Raw genomic sequence first — 20,999 nt, 5'->3', positions numbered from 1 at the left:
CATGGACATCAAAACACAGGCGGCACAAAAAAAGATCAAGGAAGTCAAAAAGCCCTTCCTTACGGGGAGCATCACCGATGAGAACACATTCAAAAGCAGTCTGAAATTCCTTGGACTGCTTGTCATGATTGTGTTTGTCGCTTTTATCGCTTGTTCTTCTGCCGCATTTGGAAGTGATATCCTCCGCATCGGCCTGAACAGCGCCGTCATTATTGTCATCCTGATGCTGATGTTCAATTTCGGATCAAACCACGGTGCTGAAGCTGTATCTCACGGAGAAATCCTCTGGCAGCGAAAGGAAAAAGGCCGTCCCTTCAGTGAAAGCGAACAAAGGCTGTGTTTTCATCAGATGAAGGGTTATGTGATCGGACTGCTCGGTTCGCTGCTGATCCTGATCCCAGCCGTGATCCTTGCCTTCAAAACCCAGATACAGACCACTGATTCCGGTACGCTCCCCGGATGGATGAATGCCTATCTGCGCAGAGGCGATATCAGCAGCGCGCTGATGAACTATACCAATCCGGAAGGGATGGGTGCTATAGATTATATCCGCGCATTCGTCCGGATCTGCATTATTCCATTCGTAAATCTGGTTGGACATAACAACAATGCCGCGATGCTGACGCTTGAGCGGATCAGCCCGCTGATCCTGCTACTTCCCGCAGCCGCATACGGTACAGGGTATATTTCCGGCAAATCTGTGCGGACAAGGATCCACACCACCATCTCCGAAAACGAGAAAAAGCGTATCCGCCGGGACAACAAACGCAGAAAACAGAACCGTACTGTTCGCAGGCGCGAGCCGGAACAGCTGAATTAAGCAGCAGGGAGACAACCTACTTATGCGAATCATAGCCGGTGAAGCTCGGGGCAGAAGAATAGATGCGCCGGCCGGGAGGAATACAAGGCCCACCCTTGACCGGATCCGTGAAAACATGTTTAATATCCTGCAGGCGGATATTCCGGAAAGCCGTATACTTGACCTGTTTGCCGGAAGCGGCGCGCTGAGTCTGGAAGCTATCAGCCGGGGTGCAGCGTCGGCTGTGCTGGTGGATTCTGACCGGAAAGCCAGCATGATCCAGAAACAGAATGCAGAATCCCTCCGGTTTAATGACCGGACCCGGCTGTACTGCTGCGACTGGACCAGGGCTATTCGTACGCTGCAGGAAGAAAAGCAGAAATTCGACATCATTTTTCTGGATCCGCCCTATGCCATGACTGATTTACGAACTGTTTTCACCTCCCTGATTCCGCTGATGGAGAAAGAATCCATGATTGTGCTGGAGCACGAGGCAGGGAAAAGCGTTTCTGTTCCGCCGGAGTTTATGATTGTCAAAGACCGTTCCTGGGGATTCTGCGCAGTAACTGTTTACAGGCTGAATACGGAAGGAGATTGACAGAATGGTTTCCTGTGTTTTTCCCGGATCGTTTGATCCTGTGACAAAAGGACACCTGGATCTGATCAAAAGAGCTGCATCCCTTTTTGACCGGGTTACCGTTACAGTGATGGTAAACATCAGCAAGAAAGGATGCATTCCGCCGGATCAAAGAGTTTCCATGCTGAAAAAAATCTGTGAACCGTATCCGAACGTTTACGTGGACAGATGGGAAGGTCTTCTCGCCGATTATATGGAACAAAAAGGGGAGAAGATTATTATCCGCGGTTTACGCAGCAGCGCTGAATTTGATCATGAGTTTGTGTCCTGTTCAGCCAATAAGCTGCTGAATAAACAGGCAGAAACCCTGTTTTTGCCATGCGATCCCGCACTGAACGGGATTTCCTCTTCCGCAGTGAGGGAAATTGCCGCGTTCGGAGGGGATATCCGTTCCTTTGTTCCGGATGCCGTTGCGGAGGAAATCCGGTTCTGCCTGTCGAAAAACAATCATTAATGGAGACTTATTGAAAAGGAGACTCGTTTTTTATGGCTGACATCAAAAGTTCCGGGGAATGCCTGAAGGCAGTCGGCATACTGCTTGACGAACTGAAAAACGCAAAAAGGAGCCTGATCAGCAGTGAAGGCTGTATTGTAAACCGCAACCTGATGCAGGCACAGCTGGAATACCTGCAGGAAAACCTTCCTGATACGGTAAAGAAAGCCGCAACCATTGTCGAAAAGGAAGAAGCAATCCGCACCGAAACCGAGCAGAAAAAACATGAAATCCTCGACAATGCCACACAGCAGGCCCAGAACATGGTGAATGAAGCCACGCAGAACGCGCAGCAGATGATGGAGCAGGCCAGCAGGGAAGCCAACGCGCTGATGGACAGGGCCGCGAAGGAAGCAACAGCCAGAATGGAAGCAGCTTCCAATGAGGCTAAGCGGATGCTTGAAGACGCTGAAAACAAAGCAAGGCAGCTGGTTGAAGAAGAAAATATCGTCAGGCGCGCCAGGGTTGAATGCGATGAACTCCGGGAAAGTGCCCGCCAGGAAGCTTCCGAGCTGCATAAAAACACGCTGGATTATATCGATTCCCTGCTTGCGGAAACAGACCGGAAGCTCAGCGAACTGATCAACAACATCCGGCTTGAACGGAATGAAATCCGCAATCACCGGTAATTCTTTCCGCTTTGTCATAATTGCACAAAACAAAAAGGAATTCTTGTGAAAACAGGCAATTCCTTTTTTGATGATTCTTTTTTATAATACAAGCAATACAGGGAAGTGTTCCCATAATTTAAGGAGGATATTGTAATGGCAAGTGTATCCCTTCAGCACATCTACAAGGTTTATACCGGCAATGTCACCGCTGTCAGCGATTTCTGCCTGGACATCGAAGACAAAGAGTTTATCGTTCTGGTCGGACCTTCCGGCTGCGGTAAGTCCACCACCCTGCGTATGGTCGCCGGCCTCGAAGAAATTTCCGATGGCGAACTGTATATCGGAGACAAACTGGTAAACGACGTCGCTCCCAAGGATCGCGACATCGCCATGGTTTTCCAGAACTACGCTCTGTATCCCCACATGACCGTGTTCGACAACATGGCCTTCGGTCTGAAACTCCGGAAGACCCCGAAAGATGAGATCAAACGCCGCGTTGAAGAAGCTGCCAAGATCCTTGACATCGCTCACCTGCTTACCCGTAAGCCGAAGGCTCTGTCCGGCGGTCAGCGCCAGCGTGTTGCTCTGGGACGTGCTATCGTTCGTGAACCCAAGGTCTTCCTGTTCGACGAACCGCTGTCCAACCTGGACGCGAAACTGCGCGTTGCCATGCGTACTGAAATCACCAAGCTGCATCAGAGACTGCAGACAACCTTCATCTACGTTACCCATGACCAGACAGAAGCTATGACCATGGCCAGCCGTATCGTTGTTATGAAGGACGGCGTCATCCAGCAGGTGGATACCCCCCAGAACCTGTATGACTATCCCGCCAACGAGTTCGTCGCCGGCTTCATCGGCAGCCCCCAGATGAACTTCTTCAACGTGAAACTGGATCGTGAAGGACAGGATGTTGTTGCCACCTTCGGCGATAACAAGATCGTTATCCCTGAGAAGAAAGTTTCCAAGTTCATCGACGAAAGCTACATCGGCAAGGAAGTTATCATGGGTATCCGTCCTGAAAACATCCATGACGACGAAGCCAAGCTTGCTGAATATGCCAGCGCCACCATCGACGTTGACGTCGAAGTGACTGAACTGATGGGTTCCGAAACCTATCTGTACCTGAGCACCACCGGCAAGGAAGGCAACATCATCGCCCGCGTTGATCCCCGCACTTCCAGCAAGGCCGGCCAGAAGATCAAGATCGCTCTGGACACCAATCACCTGCACTTCTTCGACAAGGAAACCGAAAAGACCATCCTGAACAAGTAATTCCGTTTCCTGATAAAAACACCCCGGATCTTAACGATCCGGGGTGTTTTTTATTCATTCTCACCGGAGGGAATATACCTTGAAATCTTGATCCCAGGCAGTACGGAAAGTTCCTCCAGACTCCTGGCGTCAAAAACATTGCCGTCGCTGAACCCTTTGCCGACAGAAATCCTGTTATAGGTGGAACCCGATACCTGGATAAAAAGAATTTCATCACCGTAAACGGCATATACCACCGCGCTGTGATGATACTCATGCTTGTTTTTCGTGTAGCCTACGCTGACGATATCGCCGGCGCGCAAGCCTTCTGACGCTTCAAAATTATAATAGAAATCCCAATGATGCTGCGGATTAATATCGCCGGAAAGCAGATACCCGATAAACTGGGCAAAGGCAAAACATTCGGCATAGCCGCCGTACTGAGGTGCAGCACTGCGCACATGGTCAATCGGCCAGCGGCATCCATACCAGCCCTTCCGGTAAGCCGTCAGCTGAATATCTTCCACAGCGGTAGTCCAGCCGGGGCATTCCGGATGGCCGTGAAAATTCTGTGGAATATCAGCCTCTGTGGTCCAGTACCAGCCGTCATACAATTCATATTCCTCAATGATACGATCCAGATTAGCGGTAGAAAAATCATCCCTGAAACGTTCGTCTGAAAATTCAAAATCAGCCATTCCGACAGATGCTTGCAGGAAAACAAAAACGAGGAAAAGGACAATGATTTTCTTCAGGTTCCTTTTCAAGAAAACATCAGTCCTTTCCCTCATCTTCATGATGAATATTATATCGACAAGTTTTCCATGTTTCAAGAAGGCATACTTCCTGAAGTGATTTGCTTGCCGAAATGATTGTGATATAATAAAATATTGTGAAGGAGGTGATCCGGGATGGAAAATAAACAGTTGACAGCTGAAATCATGCCCGCTGAAAAACTACCCGGTGATCTTCAGTATGAATTGTCCATTGCTCCCGATCATATTGTCAGGCAGGACGGCCGTACTTATCTGTCCATGGGAGAAAAAACTGCCGTGTTTCCGGACAATCCTGATACAGACACCCTGCTGTCCTCTCTCGTAAACAGCAGCAAACCGCAGGACAGGCCGGACACTGGGTCAGCATTGTTTCAGAGAATGCTCACGGACGCACAATTTGTGCCGGATCCGGAGCTGTTCAGGGCATGCCGCGTGAAAGATAAACAAAAGAGAAGTGTTGTTGTTTTCCGCGCAACCAATACCTCCGGCAGAGACCTGTATACCCTGCTTTCTCAGATTGCACCGGTTGAAAAGAACGATATTGTTTTCCCGACTGATTATCAGTCAACAGTTCTGATCAGGGAAACCGACCGCAAGGATACAGATGAACTGACTGAGTTTACGAACGCCGTAATCGGCACCATGGAAAGTGAAGGAATTACCGGAATCAAAGCCGGGATCGGGCGGGAGGCAGACAATACAGAAGCCCTGCGGAACAGCTATCATGACGCAGTGAAGGCCCTGTATATCGGTTCCGTTTACCACCGGCAGGATTCTGTATATGTATATACGAAGCAGGCGCTGGAAAGAATTGTTGACAGTATTCCTGAAGCGGAAAAAAGAGAAATCCGGAAAGAATACTGCCAGCTGAAAGCTTCTGATATACTCAGCGATGAAATGCTTGAAACCGTCAGGGTATTCTTCAGAAACGACCTGAATCTTACAGCAGCCTCCAAGCAGTTGTTTATTCATCGGAACACGCTGAATTACCGGCTGGATAAGATCCGGAAAATATCCGGCCTGGATTTGCGGTGTTTCCACGATGCTGTTGTGTTTTCCGTGATCATGCTCATACCGCAGGAAGCATAACCGATATCCTGCATTATCTGAAAGGAGTCCTGCCCATGTATCATAAAATGCTGAAAATCATCTGTGTTATGGCAATGCTGCTGATTCTTTCCTCCTGCTCGATGATTCCTGTATCCAGCCTTGAGAGTATGTTCAAGGAAACGGGCAATTCCTCCATCAGCAGCGGATATTCCACCGGTAACACCGCCACTGATTCAAACGTTGTGATTATCAGCAAGGATGAGTATGAGAAATACCAGAAGTTCTCTGAAATGTTTTCGATTTATGATACCGCAAAGGACTATTTCTATCAGGAACCTGATACAGACCTGATGGTGGAGTATGCCATCAGGGGCATGATGGCCGGTCTTGATGACCCTTATTCCTTCTACTATAATCCCAAGGAATACAAGGAAATGATGGATGATGACGAGGGAAAATATGTAGGAATCGGCGTCATGATCCAGGCCAATATGGAAAAGCAGATCTGTACGATTACACGCGTATTCCAGGGCGGGCCCGCCGAAGAGGCCGGCGTACAGCGGGGAGATATTCTATACAAGGTCGGCGAGGATCTGTATGTTAATCCTTCCAACCTGCAGGAAGCTGTTGATATCATGCGGGGTGTTCCCGGCACGGATGTGGACGTCACCTTCCTGAGGAACGGGGAGGAGATCACTTATACCATTACCCGCCGTGAAGTTAACGTGAACCAGGTTGACAGCAAAATGCTGGATGACGGTATCGGATATATCGCAATGTATGAGTTTGCCGGACACAGCGAACTGGAATTTGAGCAGGCTCTGCAAAAAATGCTTGCACAGAACGCCAGGGGAATCATCATCGATCTGAGGGATAACCAGGGCGGATGGGTGGAACAGGCGCGGTATATAGCCGATCTGTTTATGGACGAAGGAGAACTCTGCTATCTGAAATACCGCGACGGCGAAGAGCACGCCGATGAATACAGGACGAAAAACGGGAAAGCAGACGTTAAACTGGTCATCCTGATCAACGAAAACAGCGCAAGCTCCTCAGAAATCCTGACCGGAGCGCTGCGTGACTGCGCGGGCGCAGTTACCGTTGGCGTTAAAAGCTTCGGAAAAGGTATTATCCAGATGGTATCCGAAGTGGGCAGCAACGGCGCTGGTTTCCAGATGACCATTGCCGAATACTATACTCCCTCCGGATCTCCTGTTCATAAGATTGGTATTACACCGGATTATGAAGTTCCGCTGCCGGAAGGGGATAACGGAATGTATGATTTCGCGGATACTGTCAATGACATTCAGCTGATCAAAGCCATTGAAGTCATGAAGGAACAGTTACATTAAATCGGGTTTTCATTTGCATAATAAGCCTGATTGTACTATAATTACAAAGTGACATAGTCCCAAAACGCCCTGGAGGTTGTTGGATGTACAAGCTTTTGCTCGTGTCTGATCAGGAGGAAGTTCTGAACGCGTTTGCCAGTATCAGCAACTGGGAACTGCTTGGGTTTAAGCCTCCTCATATACGTCATGACTTTGAAGGAACAAAAGACAGCCTTGCCAAGCATCATGCAGACGGCATCAGTCTGGCCGTGAATCCGGAAGAAGAGGAACTGATTCTTGCATACCTGCAGGAAAACTTTCCGAACGTCTCCATTTTCCAGGCCGGCCGTAACGAAGAGGAAGTCCGTAAGTACCTCAGCGAACTGAAGGTGCTGCTGAACCGCATCCATGCCGATTTCTACAATGAACGTTCCAATACACGGGACGTTCTGCAGATGTGCAGGCATGAATTCTTTAAGAAAGTAATCAACGGACAGGTTAAAAGCAGCGACGACCTTCACCGGAATATGCGTCTGCTCCGCAGCAGAATGGACGCAGACCGGCCCTGCCTGCTGATTGAAATTGATCAGTCTGCTCCCTTCGACAAGCTGGAGGGGAGATGGCATTACGGCAAGGAACGCCTTGAAGTTGCTCTCCGCACTTCTTTTGCCGGGGACAAAGACGGGATTCATATCCTTCCGACCATTCATTCAGACGGAAGAATTCTGGTGCTGGCCTGCCCGCTGCACGGTGTGGATACCGATATGACAGTGGATACGATGACAGCGATGCTCACAACGTATACCGCTGACAGTATTTCCCATATGAAAGAATATTTCGGTCTTGATCTCCATATTACAGGAATTCGCGTATTTCCGGCGCTGACAGCGCTTTGCGGAGATACGGATAAAGTATAAAAAAATCAAGGAGGAATAAGGATGGGTATTCTGAATGCAATCAAGGGACAGCTGATCGACGTTATTGAATGGTCAGACAATTCCAGCAAAACCATGGTGCACAAATACGACATGAACGGCAAGGAAATCATGATGGGTGCACAGCTGACCGTTCGTGAAAGCCAGGTTGCCATTTTCGTGAATGAAGGCGAGCTTGCAGACGTATTTGAGCCCGGTCGTTATGAACTGCAGACCAGCAATATGCCGATTCTGACAGCACTGAAAAGCTGGAAATACGGTTTCAACAGCCCCTTTAAATCCGACGTATATTTTGTGAATACCAAACAGTTCCTCGATATGAAATGGGGAACAAGCAATCCTGTCATGATGCGTGACGCTGAATTCGGCATGATCCGGGTGCGTGCTTTTGGTATATACAGCTTCCGTGTTTCCGACGCTGCCAAATTCCTGAAGGAAGTTTTCGGAACCGCCGCCCTCTTCACCGTGGAAGGTGTGGAAGGACAGATCAAGCGTACGCTGGTCAGCGGTTTGAGCGACGCCATTGCGGAAAGCAAAATTCCCGCGCTGGATCTGGCTGCCAACTATGAAGAGCTGTCTGCATACGCCATGCAGGCAATCAATCCGAAGCTTGCCGAGCTCGGTCTGACCCTGTGCAGCTTTGTGATTGAAAACATTTCTCTGCCTGAGGAAGTTGAAAAGAGCATTGATAAGCGGACTTCCATGGGTGTGCTCGGAAATATGGATCAATATGCGAAGTACCAGGCTGCTGAAGCCATCAGGGACGCCGCAAACAACCAGAACGGCATGGCCGGTATGGGCGTTGGCATGGGTGCCGGTGCAGCGATGGGTCAGATGTTCACCCAGAGCATGAATCCTTCCGCCGCTCCTGCTGCTCCCGCTGCCGCAGCCGCGAGTGCGGTGTGCTCCGCCTGCGGTGCTGCGATTCCGGCCGGTTCCAAGTTCTGTCCCGAATGCGGTGCCAAACAGGCTGCCGGCAGCTTCTGCGGAAACTGCGGTACTGCCGTACCCGCCGGAACGAAGTTCTGCCCCGAATGCGGTACAAAACTGTAATTCAATCATAAACCAAAAAAGGACTGCAGATGAATCTGCAGTCCTTTTTATATTCGTTTTCAGGATGTTGTATAGGGAATGCCTTCTTCCCGGGCGTATTCCATGGCCGTTGATCCGGTATGGACAAGCAGCCTGACACGCCTGCAGGTGCTGAAAGCGTACGGCTCGATGGAAATCACGGTTTCAGGAACAGAAACAGAAACCAGGTTTTCACATCCGTCAAACGATTCGCTTTTGATTTCCGCAACACCCTCCGGCAGCTGTATCCGGCTCAGGTTTTCACAGCGGGCAAAAGCACGGAAGGGGATACTCCTGATACCTGAAGACAAAACAACGGAATGCAGGCTTGTACAGGAACCGAAGATATGAGAACCGATGGTTTCCACGGAGTCAGGGATCCTGATCTCCTCAAGAGAACGGCAGCCTTCAAAAGCTGAATCCCCGATGTAGATCAGTCCGTCAGGAATCTTCACTGTCTGGAGTGATCCGCACCCACTGAACGCACAGGCTGAGATCATACGGAGAGATTCAGGCAATTCAACGGATTTCAGTGAATTGCAGGCATAAAATACGGAATAGTCCACAAGGGTAAGTCCGCGGGGAAGCTTTATACCGGTTAACGCGGAACAGCTGTGAAATGCACCGGTGTCTATACGGACAATGCTGTCGGGCAATTCGATGCTTTTCAGTCCGCGGCATCCATAGAACGCTTTGGACTCAATGATTTTTACACTGTCTGGAAGAATGATTCGTTCCGTACGGGAATGTCCGGCGAAGGCTTCTTCCGCGATGATTTCGATTCCGTCCGGAACACGGATTTCTTTGTCCGCTTTTCCGGATGCGAAATACAGCAGCTTGTTTTCCTTCCCGTTGATCAGGAAATGGCCGTTCATCCTGAAAACAGGGTGATGCTCCGAAATTTCAAATTCAGAAAGGGAAGGGCAGCCTGAAAAAACATGATTGCTCAGCTCTGTAAGGTGATCCGGAAGATTGATGCCGGTCAGTGATTCGCAGCCCGCAAACGCGTTATCTTCAATGACAGTAAGCTGATCCGGAAGCTTTATATGCTGCAGGTTCCGGCATTCCGAGAAGGCTTCCGCACCAATCTGCCGGACAGACTGCGGCAGATCCACAGATACCAGTGACGTACAGGATTGAAAACAGCAGGATCCGATTTTCCTGATTCCCTCCGGCAGCCGAATGCTGCGCAAAGACTGGCATCCGGTAAATGCCCAGTCCTCTATAGTGCGGACAGAATTCGGAATGGCAATTTCTTCAAGTGATTCACACCAGGAAAAAGCGCCTTCTCCGATGGTCGTTACGGAATCAGGAATAACAGCATGTCTGATCTGATAGCACCATGAAAACGCGTTTTCCGCAATGGAAGTAACCGGCCTTCCTTCATATTCGGCCGGGATAAACAGATTTGCGTCGGGAGAATCACAGCTTTCCAGCTGAAAGGTACCATCCCGTTTTCGACTGAAGACATAATCCGGCATTCACAGAACCTCTCATCACTCAATATTCACGTACGGATTCCTGATCAGGAAAGCATGGAAGCGCCGATCATGCCGGCCTCGGAACCGAGCACTGCAAGCCTGACAGCGGGCAGGGGCTGATCATTGAACAGAACGTATTGCGGGAATTCCCGGACGAGGGGATCCAGGAGATCCTTTCCGGCCTTGCTGACGCCGCCGCCAAGAACAATCACTTCAGGATCAAGGAGATTGATAACGCTGGCGACTGCCTGTGCAAGGAAGCTGATATACCGCTGATAGACGGCAATAGCCGTTTCATCATTTGCTTTTGAAGCATCGAAAACGGTTTTCGCTTCGATTTTTGAAGGATCTCCGCCTGCGATCGAAAGGATTTTTGATTCAGGATGCTCAGCCACGGCCTCCCTGGCCATCCTGATCAGCGCGGTAGCTGAGCAATAACGCTCAAGACAGCCGTGATTGCCGCAGGTGCAGGGCACGCCGTCCAGATCGAGGATTGTATGGCCAAGTTCGCCGCCGATGCCGTGGGCGCCTTTCCAGATTTGTCCGTTGATGATGATGCCGCTGCCAATCCCTGTACCGATGGTAATAAACACACTGGAAGTGGTACCGGCGCTGACACCGGCGACGCTCTCCGCCAGTGCAGCCACATTGGCGTCATTGTCAATGTAAACAGGCTTATCCAGGTAACGGCGGAAAACTTCACGGAAAGGGACATGATTCCAGCCCATATTGGTACATTTGATAATCTCACCGGTTTCAGATGAGGCGATGCCGGGAATGCCGACACCGACGGACTCAATGTCATCAGAAGAAAGTCCTGCTTTTTCAACTGTGGAAAGGACGCAGTCAACGATCCTTTTCACCTGCTCCTCAAAAGGAATATCCGTTACCGTAGGAATGGATCCTTCCCGGATAATCTGTATTTTATCATCAACAATCCCTACTTTGATTCCTGTACCGCCAACGTCAATACCAACCCTGATCATTTGTTTCCTGCCTCCTGTTATTCGTTTGTATCGTCCTGCAAAACGGAAAGAAGTTCCCGGGCCGCGTTATAGCCTGTTCTCTTCAGGCTGAGGTTTCTCGCGGCCACCTCCACAATAATCGCAAGATTCCGTCCGGGCTTGATCGGCATCAGCTGATGAGGAACCCGAACGCCCATGATCTCTATCTCATCATCCTGAAGCCCGATCCGGTCATAAGCCTTGTTTTCATCCCAGGTTTCCAGCTCAATAATCAGATCAATGGACTTGGTGATCGCAACCGCACCGATACCGTACATGGCTTTGATATCAATGACGCCGATTCCACGTATTTCCATAAGATGACGTATCTTTTCCGGACAGGTGCCGATGAGCCTGTCATCAGCGATCCTGCAGATATCCACCACGTCATCCGCCACCAGCTGATGGCCGCGCTTGATCAGTTCCAGCGCAGCCTCACTTTTGCCGACGCCGCTTTTCCCGGAGAGGAAAACGCCGACGCCGTAAACGTCCACCAGAACCCCGTGACGTGTGATATGCGGCGCGAGGCGCCGGTTGAGGTAATTGATGGCCATGGCCGTGAATTTGCTGGTAACCATGGGACTGGAATAAACAGGCACATCATGTGCTTTCGCCGCGGCGATAAACTCTGAAGGGGGAGTCAGGCTCCTGCAGATAATGATGCAGGGAACCGGATAACTGAAGTATTTTTCCAGGATTTCCTTCCGGGCCTCAGAAGTCTGTTTCTCCAGATAAGCCATTTCCACTTTACCGATGAGCTGCGGACGCTCAAAGGCGAAAAACTCGTAAAATCCGCAGAATTGCATTCCAGGCCTGTTCAGATCGGGAGTACGGATATCCCACTCCGTTCTGGTTGACGGGCTCAGGCATTCCAGATGCAGGGCTGTTTCAAAATCCCTGGCAGAAATCATGAAAGCACCTCCGTGAGGATCTGTCACAATGAAAATCCAAACACACTGTCTGTTAATGACTTTCACAGACTATCATATCACAAAATCAGGACAGTATGTATATTTTTCAAAGAATTGTATCAACAGAAATAAACAAAACAGATTTCAAATAATTTTGATCAGCAGCGGAAATGTTCAGCGGCTTCCTTCTGGGCAGGAATGCAGCTGACAAAGCGTTCCATATACCTGTTGAATCCTTCCTCATCCGCGGGATCAGGAGCAACGGTCATCTGCTTCATGCCGGAGAAGACACGATTCTGGAGATAATCCTCCAGCGTTTCATCGGCAGCCTTATAAACAAGGTAATCAGCAAGCAGCGCAATACCCCACGCTCCGCCTTCACCAGCGGTTTCCATGACAGTTACCGGGGCATGAATAGCGGCCGCAAGGTAGTTCTGGCCGACGCCTTCTGTTTTGAACAGGCCGCCGTGACCATACACGCAGTCAATGGCCACGTTTTCACGGCTCATGATTTCCATGCCATATTTCAGCGTTTCCATGCTGGCATAAATCTGCGCGCGCATAAAGTTTGCAAGATTCATGGAAGCATCCGGCAGCCTGAGGAACATGGGGCGGCCTTCCGTCAGCCCGGTGACCGGTTCACCGGCAAGATAATTGAAGTTGACAAGTCCGCCGCAGTCACGGTCCGCTTCCAGGGACTTTTTGAAAAGCTTTGTAAAGGTTTCACCGGCTTCTGTTTTAAGGCCCATCAGGTCAGCAAATTCCCGGAAAAGAGAAACCCAGGCGTTGATATCGCTGGTACAGCTGTTGCAATGCACCATGCCTACCTGTTTACCGGCAGGAGTGGTAACAATATCGATTTCCGGATATACTTTGCTCATGGGTTTTTCGAGAACAATCATACTGAAAATGGATGTGCCGGCGCTGACATTGCCTGTCTTGGCACGGACGCTGTTTGTGGCAGTCATACCGGTACCGGCATCGCCTTCCGGAGGACAAAGCGGGCAGCCAGGCTCCAGATCGCCTTCCGGATCCAGGAGAGCGGCTCCCTTTTCAGTAAGATAACCGGCATTCTGTCCGGCGACAAGGACGCGGGGCAGGATATCCGCGAGCTTCCAGGGAAACTTTTTTCCGGTAATCAGGTTGTCAAAAGTGCTGACCATAGCAGCGTCATAGGTGCAAGTATATGAATCAATGGGCATCATACCGCTGGCATCGCCGACGCCGAGCACCTTTTCACCGGTGAGCAGATAATGAATCCAGCCGGCCAGCGTGGTCAGGAAGGCGATGTCCTTCACATGGGGTTCATTGTTAAGGATTGCCTGATAAAGATGGCTCAGACTCCAGCGCTGGGGCATATTGAAGGAGAACAGACTGGTCAGCTCTTCCGCCGCCTGTCCGGTAATTGTGTTGCGCCAGGTGCGGAAGGGAACAAGCAGATTCATGCCACTGTCAAAAGGAAGATAGCCATGCATCATCGCGCTGATACCCAGGCCGGCGATCTTCTTCAGCTTGATCTGATAACGGTCAAAAACGTCCTTTTTGAGATCCGCATAGCTGGACCGGAGGCCGGAAAGAATGGCTTCCTCACTGTAGGTCCAGATTCCGTCCACGTAATCGTTTTCCCATTCGTGGCTGCCGCTGGCAATCACCTCATGATTGCTGTTGATCAGAACGCTTTTGATGCGGGTGGAACCGAATTCAATACCCAGAATCGCTTTTCCGTTTTGAATCTGCTCAATACTCATTGTACATGCTCCTTTTGAATATATTCATATCCCTTTTAATTGAATCGTATCACATTGATTATACCCTGTAAAGGTGAAGATTATTGCATTCCGGTTCATTCTTACATGACAGTATGAATCTTTTTAATCTGATTTTCATATTCTTTTTGCCTGCTTTTCAGAACAGCGGGTCAAATATATGATATTATACCATTGTCGTCAGGAACGGCAGGAAAGGAGAGCATCAGATGGAAACTTACACCATCGAGGACATTGAACTGCTCAGGAAAAAAAGCGGTCTGAGTTATCAGGAAGCCGTCGCTCTGCTTGATTATCACAACGGCAATCTTGCAAGGGCTCTGATTGATCTTGAAAAAAGCGGCAGACTGAAAGAAGATAATAGTGAGAAAGAAGGAACACGTATCATGAGCGAATCCGGAAAGAAGAATGACACCAAAGACAAGGCACTGGGCTTCCTGCAGAAGCTGTATCGCAGCCGGGTTAAAATCCGCAAGGGCGATACAGGCATTGTGAACGTATCCGTTCTTTTTGCCGGCTTGTGCCTGCTGCTTGCACCGCATATGACCATAGCCGGCGTGATCGTATCAATGCTCCTCGGCTATCAGTTTTCCTTTACAGGCATGGATCCCGACTTCTCCACGGACAGCCTTGAGAAGATGGTGAAAAACGCCGCACAGAACGCGAAAACTTCCGTATCCAGCGTCGTTCATACCATCACAGAGGAATCCAAGGGACACGCCAAAACCTCCGCGGCCTCCCATCTCTTCAAGGAGGAAAAGGCAGCCCCTGAAAAGAAAGAAGAAATCAAAATGGAAGTTGATAAAGCTTCCGAAAGCTTAAAACAGCAGGCCAAGGAAATTGAAGAAACCATGGATTCCTTCTTCAACAGCAACCCTGCCGCGGTGAACGCCCACAGCGCATACTCAGCAGCCACCTCCAGCGTACCGACGATCCAGGTTCCGGTTCAGACAGAAACGCGGGACGGCGACGTGGAAACAAACGATGATGAAGACGGATATTCTTCCGTAACTATCGGCTGAACATAAAGCAGAAACGGTAATCTGTGAGGTTACCGTTTCTGATGCTATTCCGGAGCAGGGAAAGGACAGGATATCGATGTCGAAAATACTCATTGTGGAAGACGAAAAGAAAATAGCCCGGTTTCTTGAACTGGAACTGAAGCATGAAGGCTATGACGTAATCACTGCATTTGACGGAAGAAGCGGGCTGGATACCGCACTGGAGGAAAACCCGGATCTCCTGATCCTTGACCTTATGCTGCCTGAACTGAGCGGCATTGAAGTCTGCAGAAGGCTGAGACATACCAGCGACGTACCGATCATCATGCTGACGGCAAAGGATGACGTATCCGATAAAGTCATGGGGCTGGATATGGGTGCGGACGACTATGTGACAAAGCCTTTCGCCATTGAAGAGCTGCTGGCAAGAATCCGCGTCGCGCTGAAAAAGAACCGCATGCGAAATGTCCAGGCTGCGCCGGAAGAAGATCACATCCTGAAGGCGGGCTGTATCAGTATTGATACAGCCTCATGGCAGGTACGGGTCAAAGGAGAACCGGTTTCACTGACCAAAAAGGAATTTGACACACTGAAGTACCTGATGGAACACAAGGGAACAGCCGTAACCCGGGATAAACTGATGAACGAGGTATGGGGATACGACTACTTCGGTGATTCCAATATCGTTGACGTCTATATCCGCTATCTGCGGCACAAGATCGATGATCAGTACAACATCAAGACCATCCACACCATCCGTTCCGTAGGATATTTATTCGATTATGAAGAAGAACAAGAATAAGAATAAAAACAAAAAAACGAAACAGAAGGACGTCACAGAACGCGAGCTTGTACTGGCAAACAAGGTGAGCGGAAGCCTGCATGGCGGCGTCAGCCGGATCAGGCTGTCGCTTGCTTTCAGGATTGCGCTGCATTACTGTTTCCAGCTTTTCCGCAGTTTTATCCCGGTTGCATTCATCCTGTCCATTGTTTTCTGCTTCTGTATAGCCATTCCGGTTTCCCAGGAGCTGAACGAACTGATACCGGTGCGGACTGTGCAGGAAGAATCCGGGATGACAGAAGAAACGGGCGAGTATGCTGAGTCCGAACAGGAAATACAGACTGTCACGAAAGGTTACCTGACAGCCCAGGTTTCGGACATAATCCGGGAGCAAGACTTTTTCCCGAGGATTTCCAGCGATATCTCCCTGATGTTCGGCAGGTTATTCAGTCATCAGCAGTTTCGCTTCCTCTACAGCCGAAGCAGTCAAAACTGGCTTGTAACCCTGAACATCCATTACCTGTGGATCACCTGGGGCATCCTGATGGGCGGGCTGCTGCTGTGCGACCTGTTCCGTATCATATACTTCTTCCGGCACGACCAGAGACTTAACAAGCGCGTGCTGGCCCCGATCCGGGATATCACCTCCATGGCAGAAACCTTGTCTGAGAGCAACCTTTCCAACCGGATCAATATTGCCGGAACCAAAAATGAGCTGAAGGACCTGGCCACAGTCATCAACAGGATGCTGGACCGGATTGAACGCAGCTATAACAGCCAGAAACAATTTGTTTCCGACGCCAGTCACGAGCTGAGAACCCCCATCTCCGTCATCCGGGGATATACCGACATGCTGAAGCGGTGGGGCAAGGATGATCCTGAAATCCTGGATGAAGGCATTACCGCCATCTCCCAGGAGACGGAAAGTATGAAGGACCTGGTGGAAAGCCTCCTGTTCCTGGCACGTCATGACAAGAAAACACTGATGATGGAGATGTCTTCCTTTGATCCGGCAGAACTGATCCGGGAGATCCAGAAGGAAGAAACCATGGTCCATACCGAATATCATTTTAAAACGGCCCGGATGGATCCCCTTACAATCAGTGCCGACAGGAATATGATGAAACAGGTACTGCGAATCCTTTGTGACAATGCAGTCAAGTATTCCAGTCCGGGAACGACGGTAACGCTGTCCTGCACCAATGAACCCGGAGGGAACTGCTGCCTGTCGGTGAAGGATGAAGGACAGGGTATTTCACAGGAAGAGCTTCCGAAGATCTTTGAACGTTTCTACAGAAGCGATAAGGCACGGCAGTCCGAAACCGGCGGGCACGGTCTGGGACTGAGCATTGCCAGAATCATTGTTGTCGCACATAAAGGAAAACTCCGGGTTCGTTCCAAACCCGGATGCGGTTCCATTTTTTCCATTATACTTCCGAACGGTACAGAAAAGGAATAAACCGGTTATTTTACATATCTGTTCACAGGCTTGGGAGCGCGCATTTTATGCCCGCTCCTTTTTTTCCTGGAAATAACCAGGAACGCAATGATGCCAATCAGTACCAGGGGTGGTCCGAACAGAATGAGCACGAACTCGAAATTGAAAGGCGGAAAGGGATTGGGATCAGCATAGGTTTCCGCAATAATTTCATCGATTGTTTTGGGGGCGTTGTCCCGCTTTTCAACGGAACGGGAAGACGTCAGCGAATAGACAAAAGGTTCTCCCTTATCATTATACCAGGTCATGGTCCCGATTTCTTCACCGGCCTGGATAGGCGCCTGCAGATCACCCCTGAAATCAAAAGCCACGTAATCCCGCAGATTGTCCGCCATGCGATTGACGTCGGACTGCGTCGTGACAATCTGGGCATTTTCACCGACAGGGGAACAGACCAGTGTGATCTCTCCGTTATCCGGATCAGACGTGGAGTAATTGGATGTCGACAGTTTGATGGGTCTCATGTTGTAAAGATCCACCGGAGTAACACTCACATACTGGCTGAAACCGTAATTCATGAGCTTGATGGTATCTGCCCAGCGTGCTTTTCTGCCGGTAAACATAACGACCGAAATCAGATCCACCCCATCCTTGGAAGCGGCACCCGCAAAACAGTATCCGGAATGGGAATGGGAACCGGTTTTGATACCGGTTGCATATTCATAATAATACTGATTCGGGCTTTCCTCACTGCCCGTGAGCATGTATTCCGTTTTTGTGGTAATGGTGCGGGCGCGCTGTTTGTTGGTGCGGGGAAGCTGATAGGAAGTGGTGCCGACGATTTCACGGAAGGTTTCGTTTTTCATGGCTTCCCGTGCAATCACAGCCATATCCCGGGCGGTGGAATAATGATTGTCATCATGATAACCGTGAGGATTGACAAAGTGTGTGTTGATGCAGCCCAGGGTCTCGGCTGTCCTGTTCATCAGATCCACAAAGCGGGGAATATCTCCGGATACAGCCTCAGCAATCACATTGGCTCCGTCATTGGCTGACAGCAGCATAGTGCCGTAAATGACGTCAATCAGGCGAATTTCCTCATCCACTTTCAGATACATGGTGGAAGAGTCCGGAGGTACATTTACTGCCGTTTGAGAGACTGTGACGGTTTCATCCAGATCATCCACAAACATCAGTGCTATCAGAACTGTAAGGATTTTGGTCATGGAGGCGGGATAGCGCCGCTCATCGGCATCCTTCTCAAAAATGACCTCTCCCTTATCCTGGGTCATCAGGACAGCGGAAAGGGCATAAAGCTGGTCAGGGGACAGGTTTTCAGGATGTTCCTTATCATATTCGGGGGCATCAGGGGAAAGGGTCGGCTGGGGAATCGGCTCTGCCGTGGGCGTCGGATCCTTGCTTTTCGCCGCAAAAGAAACGGAGACAGAGGTAAAAAGCATAATCATAACCAGCAAAAATGCTGTTACTCTTTTCAAATGCTTCACCTCACTTCAATCAAATCATTCACAGAATCAGAACCTGTTACGCGGCGAGAACCGCAGCCGGTACAGCAAATGCCGGCACAATGGAGTTACCGCTCAGCTGCAGGAAAAGGAAGACTATACCGATAATCGCAAGATACAGCGCAAACCAGGAAAGCGGTATTTTCGTAATGACCTTCAGCATAAAACGGATAGCGGCATATCCCACAATGGCAGCCACCAGAATGCCGACCAGTGCGGGCACCAGTGAAATCTCGCTGAGATAGCCTTCCTCAAGCGCATCTTTTCCTTCCATCAGAAGGGATCCGACAATCGCGGGAGCGCTCATCATAAAAGAGAACCTGGCAGCCGTATTTTTGTCAAGGCCGGTTGATACGCCGCCCAGGATGGTGGAACCACTACGGGAAATACCGGGCGTCATACCGATTCCCTGGAACAGACCCATGACAACAGCCTGCAGAATACCGACCTTTCCGCTGCCATTCTTCTGACGGACTGCCATGCGGTCACAGATAATCAGGAAAAGGGCAGTGATCAGGAAAGATGTGCCGAGGAACCAGCCGCTGTCAAAAACAGCAAAACCGTTAACGGCTGGGAAGGCTTTTTTTGCGGCAAAATAGACGCCAAGCGTCGGCAGGGAAGCAATCACAAGAAGCAGAAGCGTTTTGTTGCGGACAGGACGGAGGATCATATCCAGCCATTCTTTCCTGAAAACAATCAGCACAGGCACCAGTGTACCGACATGGAGCAGAATGTCGAGCATCTTCATCGCAGGAGTATCCGTCTGGATACCGAAGAAAATACGGGCAAGCAGCAAATGCCCGCTGGAAGAGATGGGCAGGAATTCTCCAAGACCCTGTATTAATCCAAGAAGAGCACTGTGCAGAACAGACATCAGGACATACCTCCAACATGATTATTTATACATTTTATCATATCCGTTCAGGTTTGGAAAGATTGACCGGTCTTCCGTCTCTTGACTGTTTATACTACAACGGATATAATTTTTTGCCGGAAAGTTCATAAATATACCTATTTATAAGGAGAGTAGCCAAATATATGAAACTCGGAGTTGTCGGTCTTCCGAACGTCGGAAAAAGCACGCTGTTCAATGCGATCACAAACGCTGGAGCACAGGCTGAAAACTATCCTTTCTGTACCATCGAACCCAACACTGGTGTGGTGCTTGTGCCTGATCACCGGCTGAATGTGCTCGCCGATATGTATCATCCGAAGAAGGTTACTCCCACCACAATTGAATTTGTGGATATCGCCGGTCTGGTGAAAGGCGCCAGCCGCGGCGAAGGGCTGGGAAACAAATTCCTTTCACACATCCGGGAAGTGGACGCAATCGTCCATGTTGTCCGCTGCTTTAATGATGACAACATTATCCATGTGGATGGTTCCGTTGATCCTGTAAGGGATATTGAAACCATTAACCTTGAACTGATTTTTGCCGATATGGAAACCGTTCAGAAGCGCAAGGACAAGGCCGAAAAAAGTTTCCGCGGCGGGGATAAAAAAGCCGGAGCAGAAGCGGAACTGGCCGACCGTCTCTATGCTCATCTGGAATCCGGAAAACCGGCCCGTACGCTTGAATGCACGGATGATGAGAAAGCGATTCTCCAGAGCTGGTTCCTGCTGACCACCAAACCGGTGATTTACGCAGCCAATATTTCAGAGGACGATCTCGGAAAAGACGATTCAGAAATCGATTATGTGAACCAGGTGCGGAAGACCGCGGCGGCCGAAAATGCCGAGGTGATCGTGATTTCCGCTGCCATTGAGCAGGATATCGCCTCCATGAATCCGGAAGAAAAAAGCGAATTCCTGAGCGAGCTCGGCATCGGCCAGAGCGGCCTGGACCGGCTGATTACAGCCAGCTACCGCCTGCTGGGTCTGATTTCCTTCCTGACAGCGGGAGAAGATGAATGCAGGGCATGGACCATTGTGAACGGAACGAAGGCACCCCAGGCTGCAGGCAAAATCCATACCGATTTCGAAAAGGGTTTCATCCGCGCAGAAATCGTTCCCTTCGATACGCTGGCAGAGCTCGGAAGTATGGCCGCCTGCAAGGAGAAGGGCCTCGTACGCAGTGAAGGCAAGGATTACGTCATGAAGGACGGGGACATCACCCTGTTCCGCTTTAACGTTTGAC

21 protein-coding genes are annotated in these 20,999 nt (G+C 49.9%); 14 read left to right on the top strand and 7 right to left on the bottom strand.

Annotated elements, in window-relative coordinates; translation table 11 throughout:
- Position 1: 1 nt before the first annotated feature.
- From JYE49_RS04910 to JYE49_RS04890, 5 genes are all read left to right on the top strand, one after another.
- Positions 2–820 carry a hypothetical protein gene (locus JYE49_RS04910; protein WP_093956339.1) on the top strand — a complete coding sequence of 273 codons (819 nt, stop codon included), beginning with the start codon at positions 2–4 and terminating at the stop codon, positions 818–820.
- A 22-nt stretch (positions 821–842) separates the two neighbouring features.
- Entirely contained in the window at positions 843–1,397 is a 555-nt protein-coding gene (gene rsmD / locus JYE49_RS04905) for a 16S rRNA (guanine(966)-N(2))-methyltransferase RsmD (RefSeq protein WP_093956338.1), read from the top strand.
- Positions 1,398–1,401: 4 nt separating this feature from the next.
- Positions 1,402–1,890: a pantetheine-phosphate adenylyltransferase gene (gene coaD, locus JYE49_RS04900; RefSeq protein WP_093956337.1), complete on the top strand. Its 489-nt coding sequence runs from the start codon at positions 1,402–1,404 to the stop codon at positions 1,888–1,890.
- A gap of 32 nt (positions 1,891–1,922) precedes the next feature.
- Entirely contained in the window at positions 1,923–2,558 is a 636-nt protein-coding gene (locus JYE49_RS04895; protein ID WP_093956336.1) for a hypothetical protein, read from the top strand.
- Positions 2,559–2,693: 135 nt separating this feature from the next.
- On the top strand, positions 2,694–3,815 hold the full coding sequence (locus tag JYE49_RS04890; protein ID WP_093956335.1) for an ABC transporter ATP-binding protein: 1,122 nt from the start codon (positions 2,694–2,696) through the stop codon (positions 3,813–3,815).
- Between the two features lie 50 nt (positions 3,816–3,865).
- Here the strand turns inward: JYE49_RS04890 and JYE49_RS04885 are convergent, their stop codons facing one another.
- A complete protein-coding gene (locus tag JYE49_RS04885; protein ID WP_143754456.1) occupies positions 3,866–4,492 on the bottom strand; it encodes a hypothetical protein in 627 nt (208 codons plus the stop codon).
- Positions 4,493–4,504: 12 nt separating this feature from the next.
- Here JYE49_RS04885 and JYE49_RS04880 point away from each other — a divergent pair, with 12 nt between their 5' ends.
- From JYE49_RS04880 to JYE49_RS04860, 5 genes are all read left to right on the top strand, one after another.
- Positions 4,505–4,666, top strand: a complete 162-nt coding sequence (locus JYE49_RS04880) for a hypothetical protein (RefSeq protein ID WP_304583311.1) — start codon at positions 4,505–4,507, stop codon at positions 4,664–4,666.
- A gap of 39 nt (positions 4,667–4,705) precedes the next feature.
- Complete coding sequence (locus JYE49_RS04875) at positions 4,706–5,659, top strand: PucR family transcriptional regulator (RefSeq protein ID WP_093956333.1); 954 nt, start codon at positions 4,706–4,708, stop codon at positions 5,657–5,659.
- A 35-nt stretch (positions 5,660–5,694) separates the two neighbouring features.
- Positions 5,695–6,972: a S41 family peptidase gene (locus JYE49_RS04870; protein WP_093956332.1), complete on the top strand. Its 1,278-nt coding sequence runs from the start codon at positions 5,695–5,697 to the stop codon at positions 6,970–6,972.
- An 83-nt stretch (positions 6,973–7,055) separates the two neighbouring features.
- Positions 7,056–7,868, top strand: coding sequence for a hypothetical protein (locus tag JYE49_RS04865; RefSeq protein ID WP_093956331.1), 813 nt, complete (start codon positions 7,056–7,058; stop codon positions 7,866–7,868).
- A 21-nt stretch (positions 7,869–7,889) separates the two neighbouring features.
- Positions 7,890–8,939, top strand: coding sequence for an SPFH domain-containing protein (locus tag JYE49_RS04860; RefSeq protein WP_093956330.1), 1,050 nt, complete (start codon positions 7,890–7,892; stop codon positions 8,937–8,939).
- Positions 8,940–8,998: 59 nt separating this feature from the next.
- On the opposite strand, the gene JYE49_RS04855 is transcribed toward JYE49_RS04860, so the two are convergent.
- From JYE49_RS04855 to JYE49_RS04840, 4 genes are all read right to left on the bottom strand, one after another.
- A complete protein-coding gene (locus tag JYE49_RS04855; protein WP_093956329.1) occupies positions 8,999–10,438 on the bottom strand; it encodes a leucine-rich repeat domain-containing protein in 1,440 nt (479 codons plus the stop codon).
- Between the two features lie 44 nt (positions 10,439–10,482).
- Positions 10,483–11,424 (bottom strand): ROK family protein, encoded by a 942-nt coding sequence (locus JYE49_RS04850; protein WP_093956328.1) that lies wholly within the window; start codon positions 11,422–11,424, stop codon positions 10,483–10,485.
- Positions 11,425–11,441: 17 nt separating this feature from the next.
- Positions 11,442–12,353, bottom strand: coding sequence for an HPr(Ser) kinase/phosphatase (hprK, locus tag JYE49_RS04845; RefSeq protein WP_093956327.1), 912 nt, complete (start codon positions 12,351–12,353; stop codon positions 11,442–11,444).
- 158 nt (positions 12,354–12,511) lie between these two features.
- The gene (locus tag JYE49_RS04840) at positions 12,512–14,101 is read right to left on the bottom strand and encodes a xylulokinase (protein ID WP_093956326.1); all 1,590 of its coding nucleotides are present in this window, start codon (positions 14,099–14,101) and stop codon (positions 12,512–12,514) included.
- A gap of 227 nt (positions 14,102–14,328) precedes the next feature.
- Here JYE49_RS04840 and JYE49_RS04835 point away from each other — a divergent pair, with 227 nt between their 5' ends.
- The 3 genes from JYE49_RS04835 to JYE49_RS04825 all read left to right on the top strand — a co-directional run bounded on the left by JYE49_RS04835 (position 14,329) and on the right by JYE49_RS04825 (position 17,360).
- Positions 14,329–15,141, top strand: coding sequence for a hypothetical protein (locus tag JYE49_RS04835; RefSeq protein WP_093956325.1), 813 nt, complete (start codon positions 14,329–14,331; stop codon positions 15,139–15,141).
- A gap of 76 nt (positions 15,142–15,217) precedes the next feature.
- Entirely contained in the window at positions 15,218–15,922 is a 705-nt protein-coding gene (locus JYE49_RS04830) for a response regulator transcription factor (protein WP_093956324.1), read from the top strand.
- On the top strand, positions 15,903–17,360 hold the full coding sequence (locus tag JYE49_RS04825) for a sensor histidine kinase (RefSeq protein WP_093956323.1): 1,458 nt from the start codon (positions 15,903–15,905) through the stop codon (positions 17,358–17,360). Before JYE49_RS04830 ends, JYE49_RS04825 begins: the two co-directional genes overlap by 20 nt.
- Positions 17,361–17,365: 5 nt before the next feature.
- On the opposite strand, the gene JYE49_RS04820 is transcribed toward JYE49_RS04825, so the two are convergent.
- Positions 17,366–18,805 carry a D-alanyl-D-alanine carboxypeptidase family protein gene (locus JYE49_RS04820; protein ID WP_143754455.1) on the bottom strand — a complete coding sequence of 480 codons (1,440 nt, stop codon included), beginning with the start codon at positions 18,803–18,805 and terminating at the stop codon, positions 17,366–17,368.
- Between the two features lie 76 nt (positions 18,806–18,881).
- Complete coding sequence (locus JYE49_RS04815; protein ID WP_093956321.1) at positions 18,882–19,736, bottom strand: undecaprenyl-diphosphate phosphatase; 855 nt, start codon at positions 19,734–19,736, stop codon at positions 18,882–18,884.
- A 164-nt stretch (positions 19,737–19,900) separates the two neighbouring features.
- On the opposite strand from JYE49_RS04815, the gene ychF reads away from it, so the two are divergent.
- On the top strand, positions 19,901–20,998 hold the full coding sequence (ychF, locus tag JYE49_RS04810) for a redox-regulated ATPase YchF (protein WP_093956320.1): 1,098 nt from the start codon (positions 19,901–19,903) through the stop codon (positions 20,996–20,998).
- Position 20,999: the final 1 nt, after the last annotated feature.

It is taken from the genome of Aristaeella hokkaidonensis (assembly GCF_018128945.1).
In the GTDB taxonomy this organism is placed as follows: Bacteria; Bacillota; Clostridia; order Christensenellales; family Aristaeellaceae; genus Aristaeella; species Aristaeella hokkaidonensis.
Note: the sequence above shows the minus strand (reverse complement) of the source record. Positions and strands in the feature narration are given on the sequence as shown.

Bases quoted from the DNA above. Each gene is read 5' to 3' on its own strand.
- JYE49_RS04820 (WP_143754455.1), bottom strand. From the start codon at position 18,805: ATGATTATGCTTTTTACCTCTGTCTCCGTTTCTTTTGCGGCGAAAAGC.
- JYE49_RS04875 (WP_093956333.1), top strand. From the start codon at position 4,706: ATGGAAAATAAACAGTTGACAGCTGAAATCATGCCCGCTGAAAAACTA.
- JYE49_RS04860 (WP_093956330.1), top strand. From the start codon at position 7,890: ATGGGTATTCTGAATGCAATCAAGGGACAGCTGATCGACGTTATTGAA.
- JYE49_RS04840 (WP_093956326.1), bottom strand. From the start codon at position 14,101: ATGAGTATTGAGCAGATTCAAAACGGAAAAGCGATTCTGGGTATTGAA.
- JYE49_RS04885 (WP_143754456.1), bottom strand. From the start codon at position 4,492: ATGGCTGATTTTGAATTTTCAGACGAACGTTTCAGGGATGATTTTTCT.
- JYE49_RS04835 (WP_093956325.1), top strand. From the start codon at position 14,329: ATGGAAACTTACACCATCGAGGACATTGAACTGCTCAGGAAAAAAAGC.
- rsmD (WP_093956338.1), top strand. From the start codon at position 843: ATGCGAATCATAGCCGGTGAAGCTCGGGGCAGAAGAATAGATGCGCCG.
- JYE49_RS04910 (WP_093956339.1), top strand. From the start codon at position 2: ATGGACATCAAAACACAGGCGGCACAAAAAAAGATCAAGGAAGTCAAA.
- ychF (WP_093956320.1), top strand. From the start codon at position 19,901: ATGAAACTCGGAGTTGTCGGTCTTCCGAACGTCGGAAAAAGCACGCTG.
- JYE49_RS04825 (WP_093956323.1), top strand. From the start codon at position 15,903: ATGAAGAAGAACAAGAATAAGAATAAAAACAAAAAAACGAAACAGAAG.
- coaD (WP_093956337.1), top strand. From the start codon at position 1,402: ATGGTTTCCTGTGTTTTTCCCGGATCGTTTGATCCTGTGACAAAAGGA.
- JYE49_RS04850 (WP_093956328.1), bottom strand. From the start codon at position 11,424: ATGATCAGGGTTGGTATTGACGTTGGCGGTACAGGAATCAAAGTAGGG.
- hprK (WP_093956327.1), bottom strand. From the start codon at position 12,353: ATGATTTCTGCCAGGGATTTTGAAACAGCCCTGCATCTGGAATGCCTG.
- JYE49_RS04895 (WP_093956336.1), top strand. From the start codon at position 1,923: ATGGCTGACATCAAAAGTTCCGGGGAATGCCTGAAGGCAGTCGGCATA.
- JYE49_RS04890 (WP_093956335.1), top strand. From the start codon at position 2,694: ATGGCAAGTGTATCCCTTCAGCACATCTACAAGGTTTATACCGGCAAT.
- JYE49_RS04870 (WP_093956332.1), top strand. From the start codon at position 5,695: ATGTATCATAAAATGCTGAAAATCATCTGTGTTATGGCAATGCTGCTG.
- JYE49_RS04815 (WP_093956321.1), bottom strand. From the start codon at position 19,736: ATGTCTGTTCTGCACAGTGCTCTTCTTGGATTAATACAGGGTCTTGGA.
- JYE49_RS04865 (WP_093956331.1), top strand. From the start codon at position 7,056: ATGTACAAGCTTTTGCTCGTGTCTGATCAGGAGGAAGTTCTGAACGCG.
- JYE49_RS04830 (WP_093956324.1), top strand. From the start codon at position 15,218: ATGTCGAAAATACTCATTGTGGAAGACGAAAAGAAAATAGCCCGGTTT.
- JYE49_RS04855 (WP_093956329.1), bottom strand. From the start codon at position 10,438: ATGCCGGATTATGTCTTCAGTCGAAAACGGGATGGTACCTTTCAGCTG.